Origin of the sequence: Caballeronia sp. RCC_10, from assembly GCF_041360715.1 — a bacterium.
In the GTDB taxonomy this organism is placed as follows: Bacteria; Pseudomonadota; Gammaproteobacteria; order Burkholderiales; family Burkholderiaceae; genus Caballeronia; species Caballeronia grimmiae.
In genome coordinates this window covers 1-24,606 of record NZ_JBFUPT010000038.1, presented here as the reverse complement: position 1 = coordinate 24,606, position 24,606 = coordinate 1, and the positions used below count along the sequence as shown (strand labels likewise).

Genomic DNA, 24,606 nt, shown 5'->3' with positions numbered 1-24,606 from the left:
TCCTAGAAAAACACTAAACTTCGATACGCCAGCTGAGCGATTTAACCAAATCGTTGCATCGACCGGTTGAATCCGCCCGGGACTAGGTGCCGTCGCAGGGCTTGAACAACTTGGCCGTCGAAAAGGTCTGAAAGGCTGCACCGAAGAGACGCCGGAAAATTGCGGCGTTCCACACCTTCCTCGAGCGTTGCGGTGAAACACTGCGTTTCACTGTGAGGCGAACCTTGCTTACCATGTCAGGCCAAACGACGTCGCCAAAACGACGCACATCGCTAACCATGAGACCGGGCGACCGTCGTCGATTCTCGCAATAGGCGAAGGGCCACGAGTCAGCTACGGATTGATCGACCTTGCTCGAATTGCTGAAGAGCGCCTCGCTGCAAGAGAAGTCGCATGATTCATAGTGCGCCTGCGGTGCCAATTGTTCCGCAGGACGGGAGCGCAAGTGGACGTTCGGCTCATGATCCGCAGTCGTTTGGAGCCGCTAGCGACTGATGGCCGGCCCGCCGCTGACAGTGACCGTCAGCTGCGTTGTTTGTACCAATGTCGCCCTATTCCGAAGTGTGCTGCAGGGCCCTAGCTTTTTGCGGCCGGCACATCGTTAGCGCCAAGTGTTTGACGAAGGCGGGTAGCGGTGCGATGGCTGGACAATCCCATGAGGCGGCTAACCTCCCTTACCGGCGATGACTTGCCGGCGACCGTACGTTGCGTCACGGCGGAAGACATCGAAGCCTGCGAGGTAGATGCGTTGCTCGTTCGCGGCGCGCTCGATCGGCAGAGGAGAGAAGTCAATGCTCCTTCTCGTACTCGGCGCTTGATGCGGCTTAGCTGCCTCTTTACGGCGAGAACGCTCTTACCAAGGCTCGACGCTATCTGCTCGACGGGCAAGCCTTGATCTAGCAAGTCCATCACGGCGCGCTGCAACTTCGTCGAATTCTTTTTTGCATCTCTTATTGGCGTCGGCCCGGCGGCTATCGGCGTCCTATGAGCTTACCAATGCCCCCGTTGAGTCAAGTCAGCCGCGCGTCGCCAAGACGATTAGCGGGGAAGTCAGAGGTCGCACTGGGGTCATCGTTACCATGACGGGTCCGTCCAGCTCAACTGCTTAACGTCGCTTTCCGACTGGTCTCGGCACCACCGCCGCATGGCAACTGAGCGACGGACGCAAACTGACCTTGTTCGTCGTCGATCAATCGATACCGCTGTGCAACGTAGTCATCGGCAAGCTTCGTTTCTCCGCCGACAGCGGCCAATTCTCCGCGTAAGTTGCACATCTCGATGCAACACCCGGCGAAGACCATCACCCTCAGCAATGGCCATGGGTCTTCGAGAGCGGCTTTGACGAATCCGTCGACGGATTTCGGAACAAGCGGTGGTGTTTGACCGACCGTTGAATCGGACAAACTGGCGAGTGCCCCGCGTAAAAGGCACCTGTCGGCGATCGCGAAATCTGCCTAGCACTTCGAACGGAGTTCCGTTTATCACGCTGGAAGAGTAGACCGGCCCGATCACACCGCTGACGACTGCGGTCGCTGATCGAGTTCAGGTACCCCTGACTACGTGGAGACGGGTCGGCGGTGAACGACATCTCGCTGCCGCCGCGAGCCGCAAAGTGTCGGCGACAGCTCTACTGCCGTGCCGTGGAAGACAGCTCCAGCTCGACCATCCGCAGAACGTCCGATGCACAGGCGGCCAAGTCTCCAAACAGACGACGCTGTACCGGTTCCAGACGACGAGGGATGGTGTCAATCACGCACAGAGTGCCTAAACGGTGGCCACCCAGCCCTGTCAGCGCCATCCCCGCATAAAAGCGAATCCCTGGACCGCCCGTCACGAGGGGATTGGTACGGAAGCGTTCGTCTTGCGTCGCGTCCTCCACGACGAAAATGGTTGGCTCGACCAAGGCAAAGTTGCAGAACGCCATGTCGCGCGGTGTTTCCGTAGTCGCTAGCCCATGCCTCGACTTAAACCATTGACGGTGAGTGGCGACCAAAGAAACGAGCGCGATAGGTGCGTCGGTGAGGTAAGCCGCCAGCCGGGTGATTCGGTCGAATCGGGGGTCGTCCGGCGTGTCGAGTAGTCCGCACTGCTCGACCGCACGGAGTCTGTCTTCTTCGTTGTAGAGAACTGGAAATTCGGCCATTGTCGCTTTTGGGATTGGATGAGCTGGGTGCAAAGCACTCAACCAACGCTATGTCGGCAGAACGGGCGCAATCTTCAGTTCCAGCATCAAATTTCAGCGTTCTCCGTATTCAAGTTCGGATCTTGAGCGCCGTCAACCAATGCTATGGCGTTTCCGAATAAGCGGCGGCGCCTCCAGCACAGGTAGATCATGGACGCAGAAACCAAAAACTTGACTAGCGCACGCAATGCAACCGTCGCGGCAGGAGCATTCCAGAGACCGTTGGAGGAGTTTCGGTCCTTGTGGGCAACGACGGAAAGGGAACGAGCAGTCGTCGAATTCTCCCCGGACGGCGTCGTCTTGCGTGCCAACGCAAATTTCCTGGCGCTCATGGGCTACCGGGCCGATGAGGTCGTCGGTTCACATCACCGCATGTTTTGCGACGCTGCGTACGCCAACAGCGCTGGCTACCAGGACTTCTGGGTCATGCTCGGGTCCGGTCGTGAGATGAACGGCGATTTTCGACGCATCGGCAAGGCGGGTGGCGAGGTCTGGATCAATGGTTCCTACACGCCCGTGATGGACGAGAATGGCAACGTGCACAAGATCGTCAAGGTGGCGACCGACATCACGGCCGCGCGCACCGTGGCGGACGATCACGCCGGCAAGGTACGCGCCATCGACCGTGCGCAAGCCGTGGTCGAGTTCGACCTCCGCGGACACGTTCTCGTCGCGAACGAACGATTCCTCGAGCTCATGGCCTACAGCCTCGAAGAGGTGCAGGGTCAGCACCATCGGATGTTTTGCGATCCGGCCTACGTTGCGACCGATGCTTACCGTTCCTTTTGGGACAAGCTCGGACGCGGTGAGTATGACGCGGGCCAGTACAAGCGCGTGGCGAAGAGTAACCGGGACGTGTGGATTCAGGCTACGTACAACCCGATCTATAGCTCGGACGGCCGCCTCATCAAGATCGTCAAGTTCGCAGCGGACATCACCGAATTCAAGCGTGGTGTCGCGGAAAGCGACGGCCGACTGGCTGCAATCGATCGCGCCAATGCGGTCATTGAGTTCGATCTCGAGGGCAATGTCCTCCGAGCGAATCAGAATTTCCTCGACGCCATGGGTTATACGCTCCGCGAAATCGTCGGAAAGCACCATCGGATGTTCTGCGACCCGCAGGACGTGGCGACCGCTGACTACCGGGATTTCTGGGCGCGGCTCAGCCGCGGCGACTACAACGCGGGCCGTTACGTGCGCGTATCCAAGCACGGCTACCGCGTGTGGCTGCAAGCGACCTACAACCCGGTGTTCGACGAGTCCGGCCGCCCGTACAAGATTGTGAAGTATGCAAGCGACATCACTGCTCAGGTGGAACGCGAGCGGCGCATGCAGGAAAATCTGATCGCAATGAGCGAGAAGATCGAGGAACTCTCGCAGTCGATCGAGGGAATTGCACAAAACACCCGTGAGGCAACTAGCGTCGCCACCGAAACGCAGGCCGAAGCGGATACCGGCGAACGTACGCTCGCGGAGTCCATGTCGGCTATTCAAGCGATCGAGCACTCCTCGGCCGGCATCAGCGACGTGGTGAAGGTCATCAGCGACATCGCGACACAGACGAACATGCTCGCGTTCAACGCCGCGATCGAGGCTGCGCGCGCGGGCGAGCATGGCCTAGGCTTCTCCGTGGTCGCAAGCGAGGTGCGCAAATTGGCGGAGCGATGCTCGCAGGCGACCAACGAGATCGGCCGGCTCATCGATGAATCCGTGCAACGGGTCAAGACGGGCAGCGACACGTCCCGGCGTGCAGCTGACGGGTTCCACCGTATCAGAGCCGGTGTGGATCGCACGACCGAAACCATCGCCGGTATTCACCAGGTCACCGAAAAGCAAGCAACCGCGACTCGCACTGTCTCGGACCTCCTTCGCGAACTCACGGTCGTGACAGGCGGCGAAGCAGCGACGCGATCCAGTTCCACTGTCGCGGCGCTCAACAGCCGGTCTCAATAATGGCGTCCCCCGTATCGGTCCACGGCCTCGTCCGCGTAGGCGCGACCGTATTCGCGCTGCCCGCGGATCGCATTGTCGAAGCAGTAGACGCGCCCACGTCCTATCACAAGGTACCCACGCAGCCTTCGGTGATGCGCGGCTACTTCGTCCTGCGTGGCGACGCTATCGCGACCCTCGACACCTTCAGCCTGCTGAATCCGGGCGAAGCAGCGAGCGCGTCCGCCAGGAAGCATGTGATCGTGCTTCGCCACGACGACGCGCTCTTCGGCATTGAAGTCGACGCCATCGGGAACACCGAAACGGTCGACGAACGCGATGTGGTCCGGCTTGAATCGGACTTTGGGGAGGACGGCGGCTTGTTCGCTCAACTCTTTCCCATGGACGGCGGGCTTTCGCTGATCGGCATTGCCGATGTGAGCAGACTGCATGCAGCGACGCGGGGCATGGCCGCACGCGTGAGACACCGCGCGTTCACCGCGGGACACAGCGCATTCGGACCTGCAGGACGCCCCCGGGATGGTGGCTCGGAGCAACAAGCCAGGCAGTACGCGATCGTGCGATGCGCGGAACACATGCTATGCGTGGACGCGCTGAGTGTGAGAACGGTCGTCCCCATGCCAGCGCTGCAACAGCCGACCCCTGGCAACTCGACGTTCCTTGGTGTCGCCCGTTGGGCAGGTGGCGACCTTGCCGTGATGGACTTTTCGGCGGTACTCGGCTTGCCCGTTGCGGAGCCGTCCGGCGGCAAGTACATGCTCGTTTTTGAGAATGGTGCGACCCTTGCCGGCTTTGCGGTTGACGAACTATCGGAATTGCTCCTTATCGGGCCCGCTGACATACGGCCTGTATCACCGGTTGCTTTTCGCCACGCGCACCTTTTCAGCGGAGCCGTCGTGAGCGAGAAGGGACATACTGCGTTGCTCGTCGATCCTCAGGCCCTCGCGACGACTGAAGGCTTGATCCGGCTGCCGCGCCCCGTTCTCGGACATGGTGAACCTGCGTCTAACGAGCTTTCTCGAGTTGCCGCGTCGACGTCATTCATCGTGTTCTCGGCTGCCGGTCAACATCTGGCCGTTAGGACCGCCCAGGTTGCGGAAATAGTATCCAAGCCTCGTATCGAGGTTCGCGGACAGGAAGAGGAGGCCAGCCTCGGCCTTATCAATTGGCGCGATTCATTGATTGAGCTTGTGCGCATCGGTGTTATTACGGGGTCGGTTGACAGTCCCGAATGGGAGCAAGCCCTTGTAGTCAGTGTCGATGGCCTTACGCTCGCATTCGCCATCGATGCCGTGATAACGATGTCAGGGCCGAATGAAGCGACGGAGGTATCTCGCATCGCCGACCATGAGACCGGAACGTGGCGCGAGATCCTAACGATGGGAGAGCCGAGGCGTGCCAGCTATCGAATCGTCGACCTATCACAGCTTGTAGTCAGCCGGTTCGAAACCATAGATAGGTAAGCGCTAGTGCCTTGCAGCAGACTTTCAAGAATTCAGCGTACGTTTCTTGATGACCCGCGTGCGCCCACAAGGCCGCTACTCTCTCGCCTTCGATTTCTCGCGGTACGTCAACGGTTCAACGCAAGCGAGTCGCTGTCCGATGGCTGGACAAGCCAATGAGGTTGCTCACCTGTTCGTCGGTCTTCCCTGTGATGTGCCGGATACCGTAAGCGTTCCTGAGTAAACGTGGACTCTCGCCAGCGGCAGCCAAATCTGCCTCTCTTAGAGCGGCACCGACTTCACCATCGTATGGGGCTGCATCGGGTTTACCGCTGAGGTGGCGATGAACAACCATTGCGTCGTGCAGTGGATGCTTCGGCGCGCATCGTAGTAGCGTAGAACATGGACGGCGAAATCACCGATGGGCACTCGTCGCGCGATGCGGGGCCCATGCTTGTCGACGAAGCCCGTGGGGCGGCCGTCTGCTACATCGAGAGTTCATACAACCGCCGTATGCTGACGGACCTGCGGCAGAATCCGGTCGAACTCGCGCTTGACAATGCCGTAGCATTCACAGGAGTGCGCCTCTAGCGCAGCGCGGTCCAAGATTTTGACGCGACCACGGCTCTGATGGATAAGTGCTGCGTCGCACAGCTTTCCCGCAGCCTCACTGATCGCTTCCCGACGAACGCCCAGCATGTCGGCAATATGTTGCTGCGTGAGCCGCATTGCGTCGGACCGCGTGCGGTCCGACTGAATCAAAAGCCAGCGGCACAGTTGCTGGGTTACCGAGTGATGGCGACTACACGCAGCGGTCTGGGCCACTTGTGTGAGCAGCGCCTGCATGTACAAGAGCGTGATGCGCCTCAAGATATCTGAGCGGCTAAAGTGCTTACGCAGGGCATCGGCGCTCATTCGATATGCGGAACCGGCGCTCTGAACCTGCACGCGCGCCGGGATGGTGTCGCCGCCGGTCAATACGGGCACGCCTGTCGTTCCTTCTCGACCGATTGCTGCCACCTCCGAGCAGTTGCCGTCTTCCATGGTCTGAATCAAGGTGATGACTGCGGTCGCCGGGAAGTACACATACCGAATGCGCATGCCCGAATCGCACAACAGTTCTCCTGCGCGCAGTTCGACCAGATCAAGATCGGAAGCGACGGCATTCCATTCGAGAGAGGGAAGTGCGCCCAAAAGATCATTCCCATGGAGGTCGGACTGAAGATTCAACATAATGATTTCGTGAATTCGTATCGCGCAGCCGCTTGGTGGCCGCCGATGCGGGGCGCGGAAAGTGTGTGTTCCGTCCCTGATGGACCTGCGCTTAAACTAGGCTGGAAGGGACGGTCAACGGCTCGAACATTCGATTTTAACGTTTGCGCGTTGACTTCCGTATGACAAATTCCAAGGACAATCAGCAGTAAGCATGAGAATGCTGCCTGCGGGGCGTGAACTTTGAGCTTGCGACGGGCATCATGGAAAGGGAACTCGAGCTGCAAGTGAGCGCAGGTAAGGCAAGCCAGATCATCCATGCCCGGCGGTCAGCCGACTGTTGAACGGCTCAGCAAGCTAGGAACTCATCGACGTCGCGAAACGTGCGTTCCTTGAATTCAGCTTCACCCGTCTCGCTAATTGCAAGAAGCGTTCGCGCCGGCGGCCGCAAACACATCATACCGAGAAAACCACAGCGGCCTTCTCACCCACCTGAGTGAAGCTGCGGACGAAGCGGTAAAGCTGGTCGCCGATTTGAATGCGGTTCGTCCCAGACGAGGTCAGGCTTAACATTTCGTTCGCGAGCACGGTGGAAATTGACCCGACGCGGCGCAACTCCTCTTGTGGGCCCGACGGGTCACCGAGGTAGACGGTACACACTTCAGGCGCATGCCGCATCATTAGCACACTTTGATTCGCATCAAGGGCGCGCTCCAAACTTTCTGCGAGGACTCGAAGGGCCTCCGGAGCCTGCAGGCCGTTGTCGCCAGTCATCGGCTCGTCTCCTGCCATGGTTGCCTCCTCAAAACAAGCTGTTGTTACTCGCCTGCCTTCACTCTACCAGCCGAGGAGAGTCTTCGTTCGCGTCATAATCCAGCGCTGCGCGTCGCTCGACAAATCCCACTTGCCCAAGGCCACCTTCTGAGACATTCCTCTCTCAGCACGCGCGAGGTCATGTTGTTGTACCCGTTCGACGTGCTCCTCCGCTTTGCGTGCGCAGTTGCAGCAAGCTGAACCAACAGATTCTCGCACGCATCATAACGCTCGGCTCGTTCTGTTTCTGTGAGACGGGCGATGTAGCAACTGTCCACTACGCGCGCCGCGAGCTTTGGCTGGGCGCCAGCCACTGCAGCGAACGGCGGCTTCACGAAAGTCGTCTTCAACCCCACGCAGATTTAAGCTGGAGTTGAACATGACTCGACGTGTCGTTACGGGCCACGACGAGGCCGGTGCCTCGACGTTCATATGCGATGGACCGTCGCCTTGGGGCGTTTCGTTTGAGGCGGATCCCGGTTTTCACGTGTCGATGCTTTGGTCGAAGGATGATCAGAATATATCTGCAGACGCTCAGTTCAAGGACGTAGGCAGTGGCCGGACTCATGGGTGTCCGTCCCGGCGGAAGCCGTGCGTTGCTTGTGACGTTTCCTCCGGACAGCGTTTTCACTGCGGATAGCTCTGATGCGACGGCGGCGCACCGCGAGCAAATGGAAAAGCTGCCGGGCTTGGCTGAAAAGTTCGAAGCTCGAAATTCTGGCATGCACGTGACGCCAACGCTTGATTATGGTGTGGTTCTACGTATCCTGACAGGGCCGATACTATCTCCGGCGTGCTCGACGTCGCCGATGCCGCAATGTACGCCGCGAAGCGCAGCGGACGCTCTGCCTTTGGGTTCGGCACCGTGCGAAAGAGTTAGCTCGAGGTCGCGGAAAACGCCTTTTGATGAAGTTTTAGACAGGCAACAAATTGCACTACGCTACTTGCACGCAGCGCGCTCGCGCGTTGTTCCTGGACTCCCTTTGGTGGACCGTCATTGTCCTGTTCGTGCCGTTGGGACCATCCCTACAGAGCACTTCTCTTTCGCCCGAAGGCTTGGCGGCGTCCGCCGCCATGTGGCTGCTGCTGGGTCAATGCGTTCCTATCCTCGTGACAGGTGCCTTATGGGCGCTTTGGGGAACGTCTCCAGGAAAGCGGGCGCTGCGACTGCGCATAGTCGACGCCGACACGGGACTGACCGTGACAGCGCGGCAGGCAGCCTTGCGTACTATTGGTTACCTCTTGACGTTCGCCACATGCGGGGCGGGCTTCCTGTGGGTTCTATTCTCTTGGCGTAAGCAAGCGCTGCATGACCGCATCGCCAACACCGTCGTCGTGACCTACTGAAGTGCGAATGAGATGAGGGCGCGCCCGGAATGTCGCGCGATGAGAACCCGTAATCGAGGCTGGTCGATGATTGGGAACAACGTGGGTCGGGCCCACTGAAGGTGCCGCAAGATAAGGGGCGTAACGGAACGTGGCCCCGTTTCGATACCGGTCCGATGCAGGTCCGTGAGTTACAACAGCTTCGCCGCCGCTTTGGGCGTCGCGTCGATTCCACGTTGAGCTACCGAGACGCTGCATGTGCGCTTGCCTTTCCAGGCAGCGACGCACGATTCGAAGTCTGAAGGCCGCGACTCGCGACGAGAGCAGAGTAGGTCCGCGAGTTCCGATGCTCAGACGACGTACTCGTGGCGCACAGGAGTCTTGCGCGGTCGCCCCGACGTTGGTACTCGAGGATTCATGGGGCACCCGTTTCGATTGAAGCGTCTGCTCGAGGCACTGAGACCGAGATGGAGGATTCGTCGGGAAATTCGGTGAGGAGGTCGCCGATGTTGTCGCCGAAGTTACGAGATAAGCCGAAGCTATGTCACCGATGAGCGAGGCGAACATTGAGTCGGGCTCGAGGTGAGTCGTAAGGCAATGCCCACCATTGGTGGGTATCGTCGCTTCAAGCTTCGGCAGCTTGGCGAGCCGACCAAACGGGTCGTTAGTCAGTCGCGTGGTGGTTCGCGTACTAACGGTTACGGAGCAACTGCATGCTAAGTAGTCGCCGAGCGCCAGGATGGGCTTCACGGGAAAACCATGACGAGATTGGCTTTGACGTTCTTTCGGTCCGAAACTAGACTTTTTCGTGACGAAAGCTCCTGCGGAAGCGGACCGGATGCTCAATCACAAAAGTTCATTGAGGCGACGGCTACAAATCGTCGAACTCGTTCGCAAGCGGGGCGAGGTGTCGGTTGATGAACTGAGCCGAGTTTTCGATGTATCGGTTGTGACCATTCGCAGCGACCTGAGCTACCTAGAACAGCAACGCTATCTTCTACGCTCGCTTGGCAAGGCTCGCTATTTGGCACAGGAGCCCGGAGACAACATTCTCGTGCCAACATGGGACGCCGCCGCGCGCAAGGCATCGGAGACGGTTGTTGCTCGATTTGCAGCAGAACACGTCCGAGACAGCGAAGCGGTGATGCTAGGGGTAGGGGAGATAGTCCATAAGATGATTCCCTTCCTCGCAGACCGTGCGAACCTTTCATTGCTGATTCAGGACGTTTCCGTCGCGAAGACGGTTCAGCGATTTCTGCACTGCGAGGTGCTCTTAACAGGTGGCCGACTGGAACACGGCTCTACGGCGATGACCGGACCTGACGCTGAGGCTGCTGTTGGCCGGCGCTCGATTGACCTGTGCGTGCTGGAAGCATGTGGTTTAGACCGTTATGGCAACCTTCTAACTGCTGATTCGGCTTTAGCGCGTGTGGCCCGGACGGCGCGACGAGCAGCCAAACGAACGATGGTTGTTGCATTTCAGCCGGTACTCGATGGACGCAAAGGCGAAACGTTCGCGAACGCGAGCGAGATTGACACGCTACTTATCGACGATGGTATCGACCCACCGACGATGGAAATGGTGGAGAGAGAAGGCCTTCAGCTACAGAGACGAGACACTGGAATCTTGGAGTTCAGCGTTTCTTAGAAGTTGATTTATCTTGGCGTTTTGCCGCAGGGCAGGACGTCATTCGCATCAAGTTGCGACTGCTCCGACTGTGTGTCCTGGCTCACAATCGCTACGCACGGCGACCTGGTTGACCCGTCCAGAATGGCACCTTGTATATCGTTATCCTAATGAATACAGCCATGTCGAAAAACGAAGTGCAGTCGGGCAATCGTCCCGGTTCTATTCTTACCATGGGCGAGATTCTCGTTGAGATTCTCGCAACAGAAATTGGTCAATCGTTTAGACGACCAGGAACGTTGGTGGGACCGTACGCGAGCGGTGCTCCAGCAATATTTATCGACCAAGTGGCGAAAAGCGGCAGCCGTGGCGCGATTATCGGCTGCGTCGGGGATGACGATTTTGGCTATCTGAATGTCCAGCGTCTGCGCGAGGACGGAGTCGACGTCTCCGGCATATCTGTCATCAAAGGGGCGACAACGGGCAGCGCTTTCGTCACCTATCGCGAAGACGGCGATAGAGACTTCATCTACAACATCGCCAACAGCGCTTCGGGACACCTTTCTGTCAACGAGGTTAGCGAGCACCTCTTGAAGGACTGCAGTCATTTCCACGTAATGGGGTCCTCTCTCTTCTCGTTTCGCATCATTGAGGCCATGAAGCGGGTTATCGAAACCGTGAAAGCAAACGGTGGCACCGTCAGCTTCGACCCGAACATCCGCAAGGAGATGCTGCGAATTCCGGAGATGCGGGAGGCGCTCGACTTCATCCTCGACTACACCGATGTGTTTCTCCCAAGCGGTCATGAGGTGATGCTGCTTGCGAACGCTAGCTCGGAGAAGGCTGCGATTGACGAACTGCTCGGCAGGGGAGTGAGCGAAATTGTGGTCAAGCGCGGGAAAGACGGTTGCAGCTACTACGACGGGATGACTGAGCGACATATCCGTGCGTTTTCTGTTACCGAGGTGGACCCGACGGGCGCCGGTGACTGCTTTGGCGGTACGTATATCGCGTGTTGCGCGCAAGGATATTCTGTCGAGGCCGCGTTGAAGTACGCATGCGCCGCCGGGGCATTGGCTGTCACTCGTCGCGGACCCATGGAGGGTACGGCAACGCTTGCGGAACTTGATGCGTTCATCCAGGAGAAGACCGGGGTGAGCCATGGCTGAAATCGTCACGCGTTTAACGGGCGACTCGCAACTGGAGTCGCGATTGAACGGTATCTATTCGGTTTGCTCGGCTCACCCGTGGGTCGTCGAAGCGAGCATTAGACAGGCTCTCGACGACTGCTCACCCTTGTTGGTCGAATCGACTTCGAATCAGGTCGACCAATATGGCGGCTACACCGGCATGCGGCCGGCAGATTTCGTGCAATTCGTCGGTGGAATCGCTAACAAGGTCGGATTTCCTCGTCAACGTTTGTTGCTCGGCGGGGACCATCTGGGTCCTAACGCGTGGCGGCATCTTCCGGCGGAAGAAGCCATGGCACGCGCCGATGCCCTGATTGAAGCCTATGCCGCAGCAGGGTTCAAGAAAATTCACCTGGACACGAGCATGAGTTGCGCCGATGACCCTCCGCGTTTGGCGGACGAAATAGTCGCTGAACGCGCGGCCCGGTTATGCGCAGTTGCGGAGTTGGCAACTGAGCGCGCCGGACTACGCGAACGCCCTGTCTACATTGTTGGCACCGAAGTCCCGGTGCCCGGTGGCGCTTCCGAAGAACTCGTCGCGGTCGAGGTGACACGTCCACAAGCGGCTCTTGAGACGGTCGCCGTTCACTGCGCGGCATGGCAGAAGCGGGGGTTGGACGCGGCTTGGGAGCGTGTCGTTGGGCTCGTCGTTCAACCGGGCGTCGAATTCGACCATACTAAGGTGAGGGACTATGACTCCTCATCCGTCAGCGAGCTCTCGCGAGTCCTCAATGACTTGTCCGGTATGGTATTCGAAGCACACTCCACGGACTATCAAAAGCAGGAGGCTCTGTCGGCCATGGTCCGTGACGGCTTCGCAATTCTGAAGGTCGGACCGGGCGCGACCTTCGCGTTGCGGGAGGCGCTTTTCGCGTTGGCAGACATCGAAGACCAGCTACTGGCACCGGATGCTCGGTCGAATATACGGGCGGTGGTCGAGCGCGTCATGTTAGCGAAGCCCAATAACTGGGCGAAGTATTACCACGGCAGCGAGCAGGAAAAGCGGCTCTTGCGGACATTCAGTTACAGCGACCGCGTTCGGTATTACTGGGCGGATGCGAAAGTCGCCGAAGCAACGAAGAAACTGGTAGGCAACCTCGAGCGCGTCGACATACGCGAAAACCTCATTAGTCAGTACCTTCCCAATCAATACAGGCAGCTCAGATGCGGGTTAATCGACGACTCGCCGATGAGCCTGATATTTAGCAAAGTCAGAGAGGTCATCGGCGCCTACGCCGCTGCTTGCAGAACGTAATTTACGTAGGCGCACGGAAGCACCGGTCTCCCGTCGTTGCTTAGGTCGCAACGGCTCTTGGTTCCGATTTAGGCGGCGAGCTTTCGAGGGAAAACCCGCTTTGTTGGGGTTTCGGCTCGAAACTAGACTTTTTACGGCACACGAAGCTTGCCGCACGCATGGCGAGCATAGGCCTTACTGGAGGCGGGAAATGGAAAAGGTGACGTTGGCCAACGATGAGCAGCGGAAGCCTCGGAAAGGGCTCGCCACTCAAATAATGCATTCACGTGAGACCGGCATCATAGGTGCGCTGGTCATTATGGTTGTGCTGCTATCGATTTTTGCGCCTGACTTCGCCAGTAAAGGCAATCTGCTCAATGACGCGCGCAACCTCTCGTTTATTGGCATCGTCGTTCTTGGTCAAGCCGCGGTGATGATTACCGGCGGGATTGACCTCTCGGTCGGCAGCGTGTGGGGTCTTGCCGCGGTGGCGTCTGCTGCGATGATGCAATCGGGCATGGGTGTCGTTCCGGCCTGCGCGCTTACCCTCCTAATTTGCGCAGCCGTTGGCTTCTTCAACGGCTTCTGTGTGACAAAGTTGCGGATGCTGCCGTTTGTTCCGACGCTTGCCACGATGAGCATTGCACGTGCGCTCGCTCTAATCATCACACGCGGCAAAGCTATCGACGGCTTCAGACCTGACGGTGACCCATTCTTCTCACTCGGCGGAGGCGACTTCCTCGACTTGCCGGTTCCGTTCATTATCTTTGTTGTGCTGGCAGTCATTGCTGGAATCGTCCTCAAGAGAACGGTCTACGGTCGCCAACTCTACGCAGTCGGTGGCAATGAACGGGCGGCAATGCTAACTGGTTTGAATGTAGACCGCCTGAAGATGAGCGTCTACATCATGTCCTCCGTGCTGGCAGGTGTCGCGGGCATCATCGAAGTGAGTTACCTGTCGTCCGCGATTTCCAATCAGGGCCTGGGCAAAGAGCTGAGTGTTATTGCAGCTGCGGTTATTGGCGGAACAGCCCTGTCTGGTGGCGAAGGAACCGTAATTGGTGTGTTCGTCGGGACTGTCATCCTGGAGGTGCTGCGCAATGGTCTCGTCTTGCTCGGAACGGACGCCTACTGGCAAGGGGTGTTCGTGGGTTCTGTCATCGTGCTTGCCGTCTTTATTGACCAACTCAGAAAAGGCGTCTGGCGACGTCGTTGAGCGCTGTAGCCATAACAACCCTTGGAGAAGACATGACACGCACCATGATTAGTGCAGTAGCAGCCACCGTCCTGTTCGGGCTCGGCATTACGCAAGCGCACGCAGCTGACAAGAAGGTTTTCGCCGTCGTGCCGAAGGCGCTCGGCGTCGCTTTCTATGCCGATGCGGAGAAAGGCTGCAAGGAGGAAGCAGCGAAGCTCGGTGCCGAGTGCCTGTTCACGGGTCCGGCGCAACTCGATGACGCTGAGCAAGGGCGAATCGTAAGGGACCTGATTACCAAGAAGGTTGCTGGCATCGCGATTGCGCCGAACAACGCGGACTCCATCGGCAATGTCATCAGCGCGGCGGTCGCGAAGAATATCCCCGTCGTCACCTTCGACTCGGATGCGCCGAAGTCCAAGCGGGCGGCGTTTATCGGCACGAACAATGAGGCGGGCGGAGAAGCCGCCGGAGATGCATTCGCAAAAGCGCTTCCGAAGGGGGGCACTTACGCCGTCCTGACTGGCGGATTGTCTGCCGCAAATTTGAACGAGCGAATCAAGGGCTTCAAGTCGAAGCTTAACGGCAACTTCAAGGAAGTTTCGGGCTCGCCCTTCGCATGCAACGACGATTCCAGCACGGCGGTGCAACTGATTCAGGACATTCTCGCAAAGAATCCGAATCTTGACGGCATCTTCTTCGTGGGCGGTTGGCCAATGTTCGCGCCTGAGGCGTACATCCGCGCGGTTAAGAACAAGGCGGCCGATATTAAGTCCGGAAAGTTCGTGGTGGTCTCGTTCGACACGTTGCCCTCACAAGTCAAACTGCTGAAAGAGGGTTATGCAACGACGCTGATTGGCCAGCGACCGCTCGCGATGGGCATCGAGTCGGTGAAACAACTAGATGAGCTTTCCAAGGGGGGCAAGATTCCGCCGCGCACTGATACTGGTGTCGACATCGTCAATTCGGCCAACGTAGACAAGTTCGTCGGCGGAAAGTGATTCGTTCATCGGGACCGGGATGTTCTCGCTCCCCTGATTTCCCTGCGAAGAGCACCCTATGACCGTTCTACTGAGCGTTGAGCAGATTACCAAGACCTATCCCGGTGTCAAGGCACTGCAAGAGGTCTCCTTCAGCGTAGAGGCTGGCACCGTCCATGCAATCATGGGCGAGAACGGTGCCGGCAAGTCGACGTTGATGCAGGTCATCGCCGGGGCACATCCCGCGACCTCCGGGCGGCTCATCTTCGATGGTCAGCAAGTCGAGTTCTCTGGCACGCGCGACGCGGCCGAGAAAGGCATTTCCATCGTGTTCCAGGAGCTCATGCTAGCCCCGAACATGACCATCGCCGAGAACATATTCCTCGGCACGGAGCCACGCGTGGCGCGGGTGTTAGTCGACCGCACCACTCTGTTAAGTAAGGCGACGGCAGCAATGCAGCGTCTCGGTATCTCCCTTGACCCAGATACGCGTCTCGGCGATTTGACCATCGCTCAGCAACAGCTCATCGAAATCTGCAAAGCGCTGATTCATGACCCGCGCTTGCTCATCCTGGACGAGCCGACCTCGAGTTTGTCCGAAGCCGATTCTCTGACGCTTTTCAAGGTTGTCCACGAGTTGCGAGACCGAGGCGTCACGATTCTCTATATCTCCCACCGGATGCGCGAGGTATTCGACAACTGTGACGCCGTGACGGTGTTGCGGGATGGGAAGCATGTGCGAACCGCGAAGCTTGCCGATACCTCGCCTGACGAGGTTGTCCGCCTGATGGTTGGCCGGGACCTTGCTGAGGTCAAGCGTGTCCGGCCGGAGCACTCAGGCAAGCCTATCGTGCTCTCGGTGAACGGATTGGGCGATGACCACCGTTATCGCGACGTGTCATTCTCTCTGCACCGGGGTGAAATCGTAGGTCTCGCGGGGCTGATTGGCGCCGGTCGCTCGGAAGTAGCGATGGGGATTTTTGGGGCCCCGCCCCCGAAACACGGGACGGTCTCCATTGAGGGCAAACCGGTCAAGATTTCGAGACCTCGCGATGCAATGAAGCTTGGCATAGCACTCGCCCCCGAAGACCGGAAGGACCAAGGATTGGTTCTGGGCATGTCGGTCGGCAGCAACTTGTCCCTTGCTGCCCTCGGGCTCGGGCGCCTGTCGAAGGGAAGCGTCGTCCGGCCACTGCAAGAGGCTCGGATGATTGACAGCTACGTCGGACGATTCAAGATTAAGACACCGACCGTCGAACAACTGGTGAAGCTGCTAAGTGGTGGCAACCAGCAAAAGGTTGTACTTGCTAAGTGGCTGGCCTCCGCGCCGCGAGTGCTCATCGTCGATGAACCGACTCGGGGAGTCGACGTCGCGACGAAGGCGGAAATCTATGCGCTGATGCGAGAACTCGCCCACGAGGGGCTGGCGATTCTCGTGATTTCGAGCGACTTGCCTGAAATTCTGACCATCTCTGACCGCATCCTGGTCATGCGAGCCGGCAAACTGGTTGGCGAGGTGGGCTTCGACGAAGCATCGGAAGAGCGAATCATGTCTCTTGCTGCGCTTGAACACGCTGACCCTGCTCACCCCGAGGTCAAGCCGACGGGATTTGTGTCCTGAGTTCGGAGAGCAAGGAAATGTGATAGCGGGAAGAGGGAAGGTCGGCATTCGCGCGTGAGGAGAAACACTAGAAGAAAGCTATTCGGTGTACTAAGTGCGACTTGGTCGCCGCCGGCGCTTGCGTATCCATGTGATGGTCTAGTAAAGGGGTTTCACCGTGAACAAAGTTGGCATGTTCTATACCTACTGGTCGACTGAGTGGATGGTCGACTTTCCGGCGACTGCGAAGCGCATTGCCGGGCTCGGCTTCGACTTGATGGAAATCTCGCTCGGCGAGTTTCACAATCTTTCCGACGCGAAGAAGCGTGAGCTAAAAGCCGTGGCTGATGATTTGGGGCTCACGGTGATGTGCTGTATCGGACTGAAGTCTGAATACGACTTTGCCTCGCCGGACAAGAGCGTTCGTGATGCCGGCACGGAATATGTGAAGCGCCTACTCGACGACTGTCACCTGCTCGGCGCACCGGTCTTTGCTGGCCTTACGTTCTGCGCTTGGCCCCAATCTCCGCCGCTGGACATGAAGGACAAGCGCCCTTACGTCGACCGCGCAATCGAAAGCGTCCGTCGTGTTATCAAGGTAGCTGAGGACTACGGCATTATTTATGCACTGGAAGTGGTGAACCGATTCGAGCAGTGGCTTTGCAATGACGCCAAGGAAGCGATTGCGTTCGCCGACGCGGTTGACAGTCCAGCGTGCAAGGTCCAGCTCGATACATTTCACATGAATATCGAAGAGACTTCCTTCCGCGATGCAATCCTTGCCTGCAAGGGCAAGATGGGCCATTTCCATTTGGGCGAAGCGAACCGTCTGCCGCCGGGCGAGGGTCGCCTGCCGTGGGATGAAATATTCGGGGCGCTGAAGGAGATCGGATATGACGGCACCATCGTCATGGAACCGTTCATGCGCAAGGGCGGCTCGGTCAGCCGCGCGGTGGGTGTATGGCGGGATATGTCGAACGGTGCGACAAACGAAGAGATGGACGAGCGCGCTCGCCGCTCGCTGCAGTTTGTTCGTGACAAGCTGGCCTGAATGGAGTCAGGACGTTTGTTTAGGTGCGTGCATACAAGTGGCTGTTCCGCTGTCATACAAGCGGGGCGCGACAGGCGCGGACACGACGGGGCTTCTGTCGCTCGCCTCGTCGTTCTCGATTGCTGCGTTCTGGCCGCTCGGACTCATGCGGCAATGAGAAAATTGGCTAGCTACGTACCAGGCATTGAGTGATGCGGTCATCCTTGAGAGGAAATGTCGACCAATTAAGCACGGCAGTCGAAGAGTGTCTCGGGGGACGCGGGACGCGTTCTTAGACGCATCGCTGACCTAACCACTGCGAGTTATCGGCTCTACCGCGTGGTTGCGACGCTTCGGCTTCAAGACCAACACAAATCACAGTATGTGTCGGGCCCACCCCGACACGTTGGTCGAAAAGGAGCCCCGTTAGACATCGGTCCATCGACGTTTGCGTTTATAAACAATAGGTTGTGTTTCGATGTTCATGGCTCGACCTTTGGCACAGAACATGACTAAGGGATGCTGAGCGTGGCCTCAACCCGCTCAAACACAGTCCCGGCGCTTGGTGCCACAACTACTCTCGAAGGGTGAACCGAAATGAGCACGCTGACCATTGTTGACCTCTGCCAGCAAAAAGAACTGTCGCGTACAGAGATGGCCCGCGTAGTCGGCGGGCACGACGTAGAGAAGGAGAAGGCGCTCGTTGAGGCCTATCGTGTTATCGCTTCGATAAACGCTTTAGAAAATACGCCGGACCCCGCTCCGCCTCATGTGGGCATGAAGCTGTAGCCGAGCGGCAGCCGAAGCAAGTGGCAAGTACGGAGGATTCTGACCTCGGTTGAGGACCAAGAGTGCAGGATTCTCCAGCCGCTGCCGGCCGCATCCCTTCGGCCCTCTACGCAGCCACGCCCCCGAAACGATGGTGAAGGCTGGCAACGCTTTCAATGCATAGCACGTAGGCAGTGGCCGCGTTGCCGCATGTCATCTGGGATCGATTGCACCATGCGGCAAGCCTGTGCTCATAGCAGGGCCGGTCCCTGTCGTCCAGAAGCGCATACAGCGCGGCAAGGTTTGATGCGTCCGGATTCAGTCGCGCTTCCATAGTTTCGTCTTTGATTGGGACGATACACCGGTCATGTCCCGCAGATTGAACTTCGGGCGGTGGCTCGTCGGTGATTGCGGCGAACGACAGCAATTGATGGCGTTCTCAATATCGGTGATCGAGTACTCGTTCATGCCGCTCGTCGTGGCTTTACCACCAAAAGTCCGTCGATCTGAGCCTGATGCCGTTAGTTGGGCCTAAACGCGTTCCAACCCCGGCGAAGCGCTCATAGTCTCATATATAGGGCGGCGGTCGTCTACGTGAAATAGACCTGTGGCGAGTCACCTTTGACAGCCCTCGAGACGTTCGGAATGCAAAACATTTTTCTCCCGCATAAGTAACAAAGAAACGCCACACTCAACTGTAAGCGCGAATTTATGCGCACATAGCGTCTCGGTTCAGAGCAAGGCAAGCTGCGTCCACTGATATTCTGTGGACACAGCCATGACTCAAACAGGTTCAGATACGGCGCTTCTGGCCGTTACCCTCGTCGGGCGCGACGGCAAGCGTCGCTACGACTCGCAATCCAAACTTAAGCTCATCGAGGCCTGCCTGCAACCTGGTGTTTCAGTGGCCGGATTGGCGCTTAAAGCCGGCGTGAACGCGAATCTGCTGCGCCGATGGATCAAGCTGCATGAGCAACGCCGCCGCGCCGCGGGGGCGCTGGATATTGTCGATGATGCGACGACACTCGCCGTGCCGTCGGCATTTGTGATGGTCCGCGAGGCTGGCCGCAGTGAGGTCGTTGAGCGGACCAGCATCTCGAAGCCCGACTCCGAGCCTGTGGGCACAAATCCGGCCTTGCGCTCGCAACTGACGGTGGAGATGCCCAACGGAGTGACGCTGCGGCTGGACTGCACAGCCGGTGATGCGTCGCTGGTATCGGCCATGATCGAGAGTCTGGGGCGCTGCGATGTTCAGACTCGACGCTAGACTCAAGGTGTATGTTCATCGCGAAGCCGTCGATTTCAGGAAGTCGATCAACGGGCTCGCCGCCCTAGTAGAACAGGCAGGACTGGACCCGTTTGCGCCAGCGCTATACGCGTTCAGTAACCAGCGTCACAATCGCATCAAGCTGCTCGGCTGGGACGGCAACGGCTTCTGGCTGATGATGAAGCGTCTTGAAGAAGACCGCTTCGTCTGGCCGCGCCGGCAGCAGGCCGTGATGGAATTGACCGCCGAACAACTGCACTGGTTGCTTGAGGGGATTGATATCGACGCAGTACGTCGTCATCCTGCGCGACAGTATCGACACATTGGTTGACGCAGCCGTGACGTTTAAATCGGCCTCGTCGTTACAACTTCCGTAAACCCACGCGCCCGGCGATTTCGCTAAGGTGAGGGTCATGTCAGCCCCCGATTCCACCGCCGGTCTGCCGCCCGAAGTGCTCGCCTACATCCGCGAGCTCGAGGCAAGCAACCGGGACTTGAAGGCACGCGTCGAGCAACTCGAGGCGCTGTTTCGCCTCGCGCAACTCAAGCGCTTCGCGCCGAGCAGCGAGAAGCTCAAGGATCGCGTGTTCGACGAAGCCGAGCAAGTCGCCGCGGTGGAACCTGTCGAAGACGATCCGGACGGTGTCTTCGCGTTGCCCGCCACCAGCCTGCCTGCCGTGGATGCTCCACCCCATCAGAAGCGCGGTCGCAAACCACTGCCCGCCGATCTGCCCCGCACCCGTATCGAATACGACCTGCCCGAAGGCCAAAAGGTCTGCCCGTGCTGCAAGGGCGCGATGCACCGGATGGGCGAGCAGACCTGTGAGCAGTTGCATATCGAGCTCAAGGCATCGGTATTGCAACACGTGCGCTTCAAATATGCGTGTCGCCATTGCGAGCGCCACGCCGAACATACGCCGGTTGTGATCGCTTCCATGCCGACGCAGCCGCTGCCAGGAAGCAACGCGAGCCCGGCAATGATCGCTACGGTGATGACGGCCAAATACGCGGACGGCACACCGCTGTATCGCATGGAAGAGGCGCTGACTCGCTCGAACATTGCGGTCAGTCGCGGTACGCTGGCACACTGGATTATCCGTCCCGCCGAGCTGCACCTGTCCCGTCTGTATGAAGCGATGCGCAGAACACTGCTTGCGCAGTCCCTGCTTCATGGCGACGAGACGACAGTGCAGGTGCTCAAGGAAGACGGCAAGACAGCGCAGAGCAAGTCGTACATGTGGGTGTATCGCAGCGCCAAAGACAGTACCGAACCGGTCGTGCTGTTCGAATATCAGCCAGGACGCGGGCAGCAATATCCGCAGGCCTTTCTGGGCGGCTACGCCGGAACGCTGATGACCGACGGGTACAGTGCGTGGCGCACGCTGGAAGGTGTGACCCATCTCGGATGCATGGCTCACGCGCGCCGCGGGTTTGATGAGGCGTACAAGGCTCACAGGAAACCCGACGGCCGCGCACGCAAGGCGCTCGAATACTTCAAGGCGCTTTACCAGGTTGAGACCCTCGCACGCGGCGTACTGCCCGAAGGTCGAAGCCGTGCCGAGCACACGTATGAGTTGCGCCAGGCGCACAGCGTGCCTCTGCTGGAGGCGTTCAAAATCTGGCTCGATGAACAGGCGTCGCAAGTGCTGCCTGAAAGTCTGACCGGCAAGGCTATCAGCTACACACGCAATCAGTGGGCATACCTGCGACGTTATGTCGATGATGGGGTCTCACCCATCGACAACAATCTGCTCGAGCGCGACATCCGCCCATTTACGACCGGAAGAAAGGCATGGCTGTTCAGCGACACAGTCGCTGGCGCGAAGGCCAGTGCGATCATTTACAGCTTGATGCTGACGTGCCGTGCATGCGGAGTTGAGCCGTATGCCTATCTGCTGCGCGTGCTGACCGAGCTGCCGCAGCGCTCAGCGGATGCCGATATCCGGGACCTGCTCCCATTCAACTTCACGAAGCGGAACGACGAATTCGCGTCAACGTGATCGAGCGCAGATTATTCAGTGGTCCGCCGTGGTGCGTGTTAATTCGCGCTTACACTCAACTGATCAACAGGCGCGCCGGCTTTGAACACCTCAGTTGCGTATTGCGCCATTCTGCAAGTCCATCTATGAAGGCTACGCAACGCGGCATTTCACGATCAGCGGACGTTGCCACATAAATCACTCCGCACGGTCGCCTTCAGCAGCAGATCGTCGAGCGAATTCTTTCGTGCCTTTGCAGAATCTGCGGCGAGTAACCGCTTCATACGGCTCGGCTTCATCCACGAGGCGTTATGAAGTCGCCCAAAACCCCTAGGGGATTTCCTTGAAGGATCGCCCGCATCGAGCGCGTGGCGCTTCCCTGACAGGAACTGGCCGCTATCGCTCCGGACAAGCCCGATATATCGTGCGTGCCTTGCCGGATGAGACCGGCTATTCAGACGAGAGAACCAACAGGTAACCATCATGGCACTCATCAGGTCGGGCACTCAAGAAGTCAAAGAGGCTTCCTCCCATCATTCCCAGACAGTTCAACGCGAAGCAGAGCAGCAGCGCAAGAATGCGCGCACCCTGGCCAAGCAGCAACAGGCGTCGGAACGAATCGCAGCAGCGACCGCGCAGCTGTCGGCAGGCATTACGGAAGCGTCGTCCGCAGCGGAACAGTTGAAGCGGGCCTCCGATCAGATTGCCAGTGACGCCGAAGAAGCAGCCGGCGCGGCGCAGCAGTCGCTGACGGCTGTGAGAGCTGACTTCGAAAATCGCTTCGTTCATGTCTGCGATCAGCGCGCGTTGCTTCTTCAGTCCTTCAGGCGCCTTCCTGGCTCAAACCTGTTCACCGCGATGCGTACGCGAAGGCGCATCGCACGCGCGCCGATCATCACGTCTAGCCTGCAACAGTCGCGCAACTTCGAGCGCTTGCGCCAGACGCTCGTTCTCGACTTCCGCACCGTGAGTCACCCGTGAAATGCGGTCATACCTGGCATGCGTGAGTACCTCGCCATCGGTTTGCACCTCGATCTCACCATCCGGGTATTCGACCACTTCAGCCTGCTGGTGAATCAGCTGGCGGTTCGCTGGCGTGTTTTCCAACAAGTACATCACTCGGTCGTATTGCACCGTGAGCGCGTGCGTGACCTTGCGCCAGACACGGTGCGTCAGGAACTGCCGCAAATCGTCATCGTCACGCAGCGGTCGATGGGCATCATGGTCGCTCCTGGGCAGGCGACCAAAACGACGATTGAAATCGGCGATGAAGGAGGGCGCATAAGCGTTGGCTGCCTCTCACGTGCTGATGCCCCGTATACGGAGTTCCTTGACCAGCCGGTCCTGTAACGTCAGATTGGTGCGTTCCACTCGTCCCTTCGCCTGACTCGTGTTGGCACAGAACGCGTCGATGTTCAGCTCGTACAAGGCCCGGCCGAATTGCGTCACGCCTTTGCCAGCGGTCTGTGAGCGGTTCTTGACGTAGAAGACGCTGGCCTTGTCGCTGTAGAACGCGATCGGCTTGCCATGTGCGTGCGGATACTTCGATAGCGCCTCGAAATAGCTGAAGGTCGATTCGGTGGCCATGAAGTGCAACGTCATCAGCCGTCCGGTCGCATCGTCGATGAACACCAGCAGCGTGCAGGGCGGCGCCCGGTCTTCGAACCACCGATGCTCGCTGCCATCGGTCTGGATCAACTCGCCCAGACACGCTCGGCGATTACGCGGTTGGTGAATCCGCGGCGGGCGCTGCTTGCGCGGCACCCAGAGCCCCGCAGCAGTCATCAGCGCGCGAATGGTCTCGACCGCCAGCTTGATACCGTGACACTCCCATAACTTCTCGGCCGCCAGCGTCGGGCCGAAATCGGTGTAACGCTCGCGGATCAACGCGATCGCGCGCTGCGCCACACCATCGGGCAACCGATGATTCCCCACGCGCCCGCGCTTGCCCGTTACCAGACCGCGTGCGCCGTCAGCGCCATAGCGCAGCACCAGCCGCTCGATCTGCCGCACACTCAAGCCCAGCCGTTCGGCGGCACGCCCTGGCTTGAGTCGGCGCTCGGCAACGGCCTGAATCACCTTGAGTCGGTCCAGTTCGCGCATCGACATCGTGATGGTCCCAGTGGTGTTCATGGTCCGCGTTCCAGAAACGCTTGTCTGGGCACAAACCTACGGCAAAATGCGACATTTCTATCTGGCGGAAACGCGACATTTGAACTTGGGACCTACAAAATAAACGTTGATAATAAAGATTATGTCAAGTCGAATCAAAGCGGTCGCATTTGAATGCAAAGCGCGTCGCCAACAGTCGGCTTCTAAGGAACGCGTAGCCCAGCGCGGAGGCCACGCGTCGGTCGCGCTCGACACATACTGTTCCGACTCCAAAGATGGCGCTTGGCCAGCTGCTCAATCTAATTGAGCTGCAAGCTTTGGCCTGCTTGGTCATGAGATGGACCGCTGAAGAGCTTTGTGCAGGATTCGTCTTCGCAAGCAATGACGCTTAATGGCCGATTGGGTGAAGTCGGCAACGGCCGCTTTTTGGCACTCCGGCCTGCAAAAACTGAATTCAGCTGACCGACCGGTTTGGAGACGGTCATCTGACCGGAGTGGGTCGCGAAGACTCATTCGCGGTTCCCGGAAGCCGACAATCACTTGCGCCACACCGGCAACGACAGCAAAGCGAAGTGGAGCAGCCGTGCGGTGACAGAACGGCGAATGGCGGCAAAGGCCGACAATGATCTTACCCACGAACCGTGGACACTCTGACTTGAGCAACGGTTAATGTTTCGAAGGGCAGCGGCGCTTGGTAGC

At 58.6% G+C, this 24,606-nt stretch carries 17 protein-coding genes and 2 pseudogenes; 14 read left to right on the top strand and 5 right to left on the bottom strand.

Translation table 11 applies throughout. The features are described 5' to 3' along the window. Positions 1-1,627 precede the first annotated feature (1,627 nt). A complete protein-coding gene (locus tag AB6804_RS28835; RefSeq protein ID WP_370889357.1) occupies positions 1,628-2,143 on the bottom strand; it encodes a GAF domain-containing protein in 516 nt (171 codons plus the stop codon). A 189-nt stretch (positions 2,144-2,332) separates the two neighbouring features. Here AB6804_RS28835 and AB6804_RS28830 point away from each other — a divergent pair, with 189 nt between their 5' ends. Together AB6804_RS28830 and AB6804_RS28825 are read left to right on the top strand one after the other, a co-directional pair. After that, entirely contained in the window at positions 2,333-4,135 is a 1,803-nt protein-coding gene (locus tag AB6804_RS28830) for a PAS domain-containing protein (RefSeq protein WP_370889356.1), read from the top strand. Beyond that, positions 4,135-5,595 (top strand): chemotaxis protein CheW, encoded by a 1,461-nt coding sequence (locus AB6804_RS28825; RefSeq protein ID WP_370889355.1) that lies wholly within the window; start codon positions 4,135-4,137, stop codon positions 5,593-5,595. The genes AB6804_RS28830 and AB6804_RS28825 overlap by 1 nt, the downstream gene beginning before the upstream one ends. A gap of 477 nt (positions 5,596-6,072) precedes the next feature. Here the strand turns inward: AB6804_RS28825 and AB6804_RS28820 are convergent, their stop codons facing one another. Together AB6804_RS28820 and AB6804_RS28815 are read right to left on the bottom strand one after the other, a co-directional pair. Continuing rightward, a complete protein-coding gene (locus tag AB6804_RS28820; protein ID WP_370889354.1) occupies positions 6,073-6,807 on the bottom strand; it encodes a Crp/Fnr family transcriptional regulator in 735 nt (244 codons plus the stop codon). 435 nt (positions 6,808-7,242) lie between these two features. Continuing rightward, the gene (locus tag AB6804_RS28815; RefSeq protein WP_370889353.1) at positions 7,243-7,578 is read right to left on the bottom strand and encodes a hypothetical protein; all 336 of its coding nucleotides are present in this window, start codon (positions 7,576-7,578) and stop codon (positions 7,243-7,245) included. Positions 7,579-8,529: 951 nt separating this feature from the next. Between AB6804_RS28815 and AB6804_RS28810 the strand changes: the two genes are divergently transcribed. The 9 genes from AB6804_RS28810 (at position 8,530) to AB6804_RS28770 (ending at position 18,570) form a co-directional block, all read left to right on the top strand. Next, positions 8,530-8,946 carry an RDD family protein gene (locus AB6804_RS28810; protein WP_370889352.1) on the top strand — a complete coding sequence of 139 codons (417 nt, stop codon included), beginning with the start codon at positions 8,530-8,532 and terminating at the stop codon, positions 8,944-8,946. A gap of 787 nt (positions 8,947-9,733) precedes the next feature. Then, positions 9,734-10,573 (top strand): DeoR/GlpR family DNA-binding transcription regulator, encoded by an 840-nt coding sequence (locus tag AB6804_RS28805; protein WP_370889351.1) that lies wholly within the window; start codon positions 9,734-9,736, stop codon positions 10,571-10,573. Between the two features lie 161 nt (positions 10,574-10,734). Next, a complete protein-coding gene (locus AB6804_RS28800) occupies positions 10,735-11,721 on the top strand; it encodes a sugar kinase (protein ID WP_370889350.1) in 987 nt (328 codons plus the stop codon). Beyond that, entirely contained in the window at positions 11,714-12,997 is a 1,284-nt protein-coding gene (locus AB6804_RS28795; RefSeq protein ID WP_370889349.1) for a D-tagatose-bisphosphate aldolase, class II, non-catalytic subunit, read from the top strand. Before AB6804_RS28800 ends, AB6804_RS28795 begins: the two co-directional genes overlap by 8 nt. A 190-nt stretch (positions 12,998-13,187) precedes the next feature. Then, a complete protein-coding gene (locus AB6804_RS28790; RefSeq protein ID WP_370889348.1) occupies positions 13,188-14,192 on the top strand; it encodes an ABC transporter permease in 1,005 nt (334 codons plus the stop codon). Positions 14,193-14,224: 32 nt separating this feature from the next. Beyond that, positions 14,225-15,172 (top strand): sugar-binding protein, encoded by a 948-nt coding sequence (locus AB6804_RS28785; protein WP_370889347.1) that lies wholly within the window; start codon positions 14,225-14,227, stop codon positions 15,170-15,172. Between the two features lie 58 nt (positions 15,173-15,230). Next, complete coding sequence (locus AB6804_RS28780; protein WP_370889346.1) at positions 15,231-16,772, top strand: sugar ABC transporter ATP-binding protein; 1,542 nt, start codon at positions 15,231-15,233, stop codon at positions 16,770-16,772. Positions 16,773-16,944: 172 nt separating this feature from the next. Next, complete coding sequence (locus AB6804_RS28775) at positions 16,945-17,802, top strand: sugar phosphate isomerase/epimerase family protein (protein ID WP_370889345.1); 858 nt, start codon at positions 16,945-16,947, stop codon at positions 17,800-17,802. A gap of 576 nt (positions 17,803-18,378) precedes the next feature. Further along, positions 18,379-18,570 (top strand): hypothetical protein, encoded by a 192-nt coding sequence (locus AB6804_RS28770; protein WP_370889344.1) that lies wholly within the window; start codon positions 18,379-18,381, stop codon positions 18,568-18,570. Positions 18,571-18,784: 214 nt separating this feature from the next. Here AB6804_RS28770 and AB6804_RS28765 read toward each other — a convergent pair. Then, positions 18,785-18,976, bottom strand: a pseudogene (locus AB6804_RS28765) (hypothetical protein); the annotation flags it as partial. A gap of 351 nt (positions 18,977-19,327) precedes the next feature. Here AB6804_RS28765 and AB6804_RS28760 point away from each other — a divergent pair. The 3 genes from AB6804_RS28760 (at position 19,328) to AB6804_RS28750 (ending at position 21,816) form a co-directional block, all read left to right on the top strand. Further along, positions 19,328-19,816, top strand: coding sequence for a transposase (locus tag AB6804_RS28760; RefSeq protein WP_244815236.1), 489 nt, complete (start codon positions 19,328-19,330; stop codon positions 19,814-19,816). Further along, positions 19,797-20,147, top strand: a complete 351-nt coding sequence (gene tnpB / locus AB6804_RS28755; protein ID WP_244815235.1) for an IS66 family insertion sequence element accessory protein TnpB — start codon at positions 19,797-19,799, stop codon at positions 20,145-20,147. The genes AB6804_RS28760 and tnpB overlap by 20 nt, the downstream gene beginning before the upstream one ends. Positions 20,148-20,229: 82 nt before the next feature. Continuing rightward, positions 20,230-21,816: an IS66 family transposase gene (locus tag AB6804_RS28750; protein ID WP_370889343.1), complete on the top strand. Its 1,587-nt coding sequence runs from the start codon at positions 20,230-20,232 to the stop codon at positions 21,814-21,816. A gap of 708 nt (positions 21,817-22,524) precedes the next feature. On the opposite strand, the pseudogene AB6804_RS28745 reads toward AB6804_RS28750, so the two are convergent. After that, a pseudogene (locus tag AB6804_RS28745) lies at positions 22,525-23,928 on the bottom strand (ISNCY family transposase); the annotation flags it as partial. Positions 23,929-24,606: the final 678 nt, after the last annotated feature.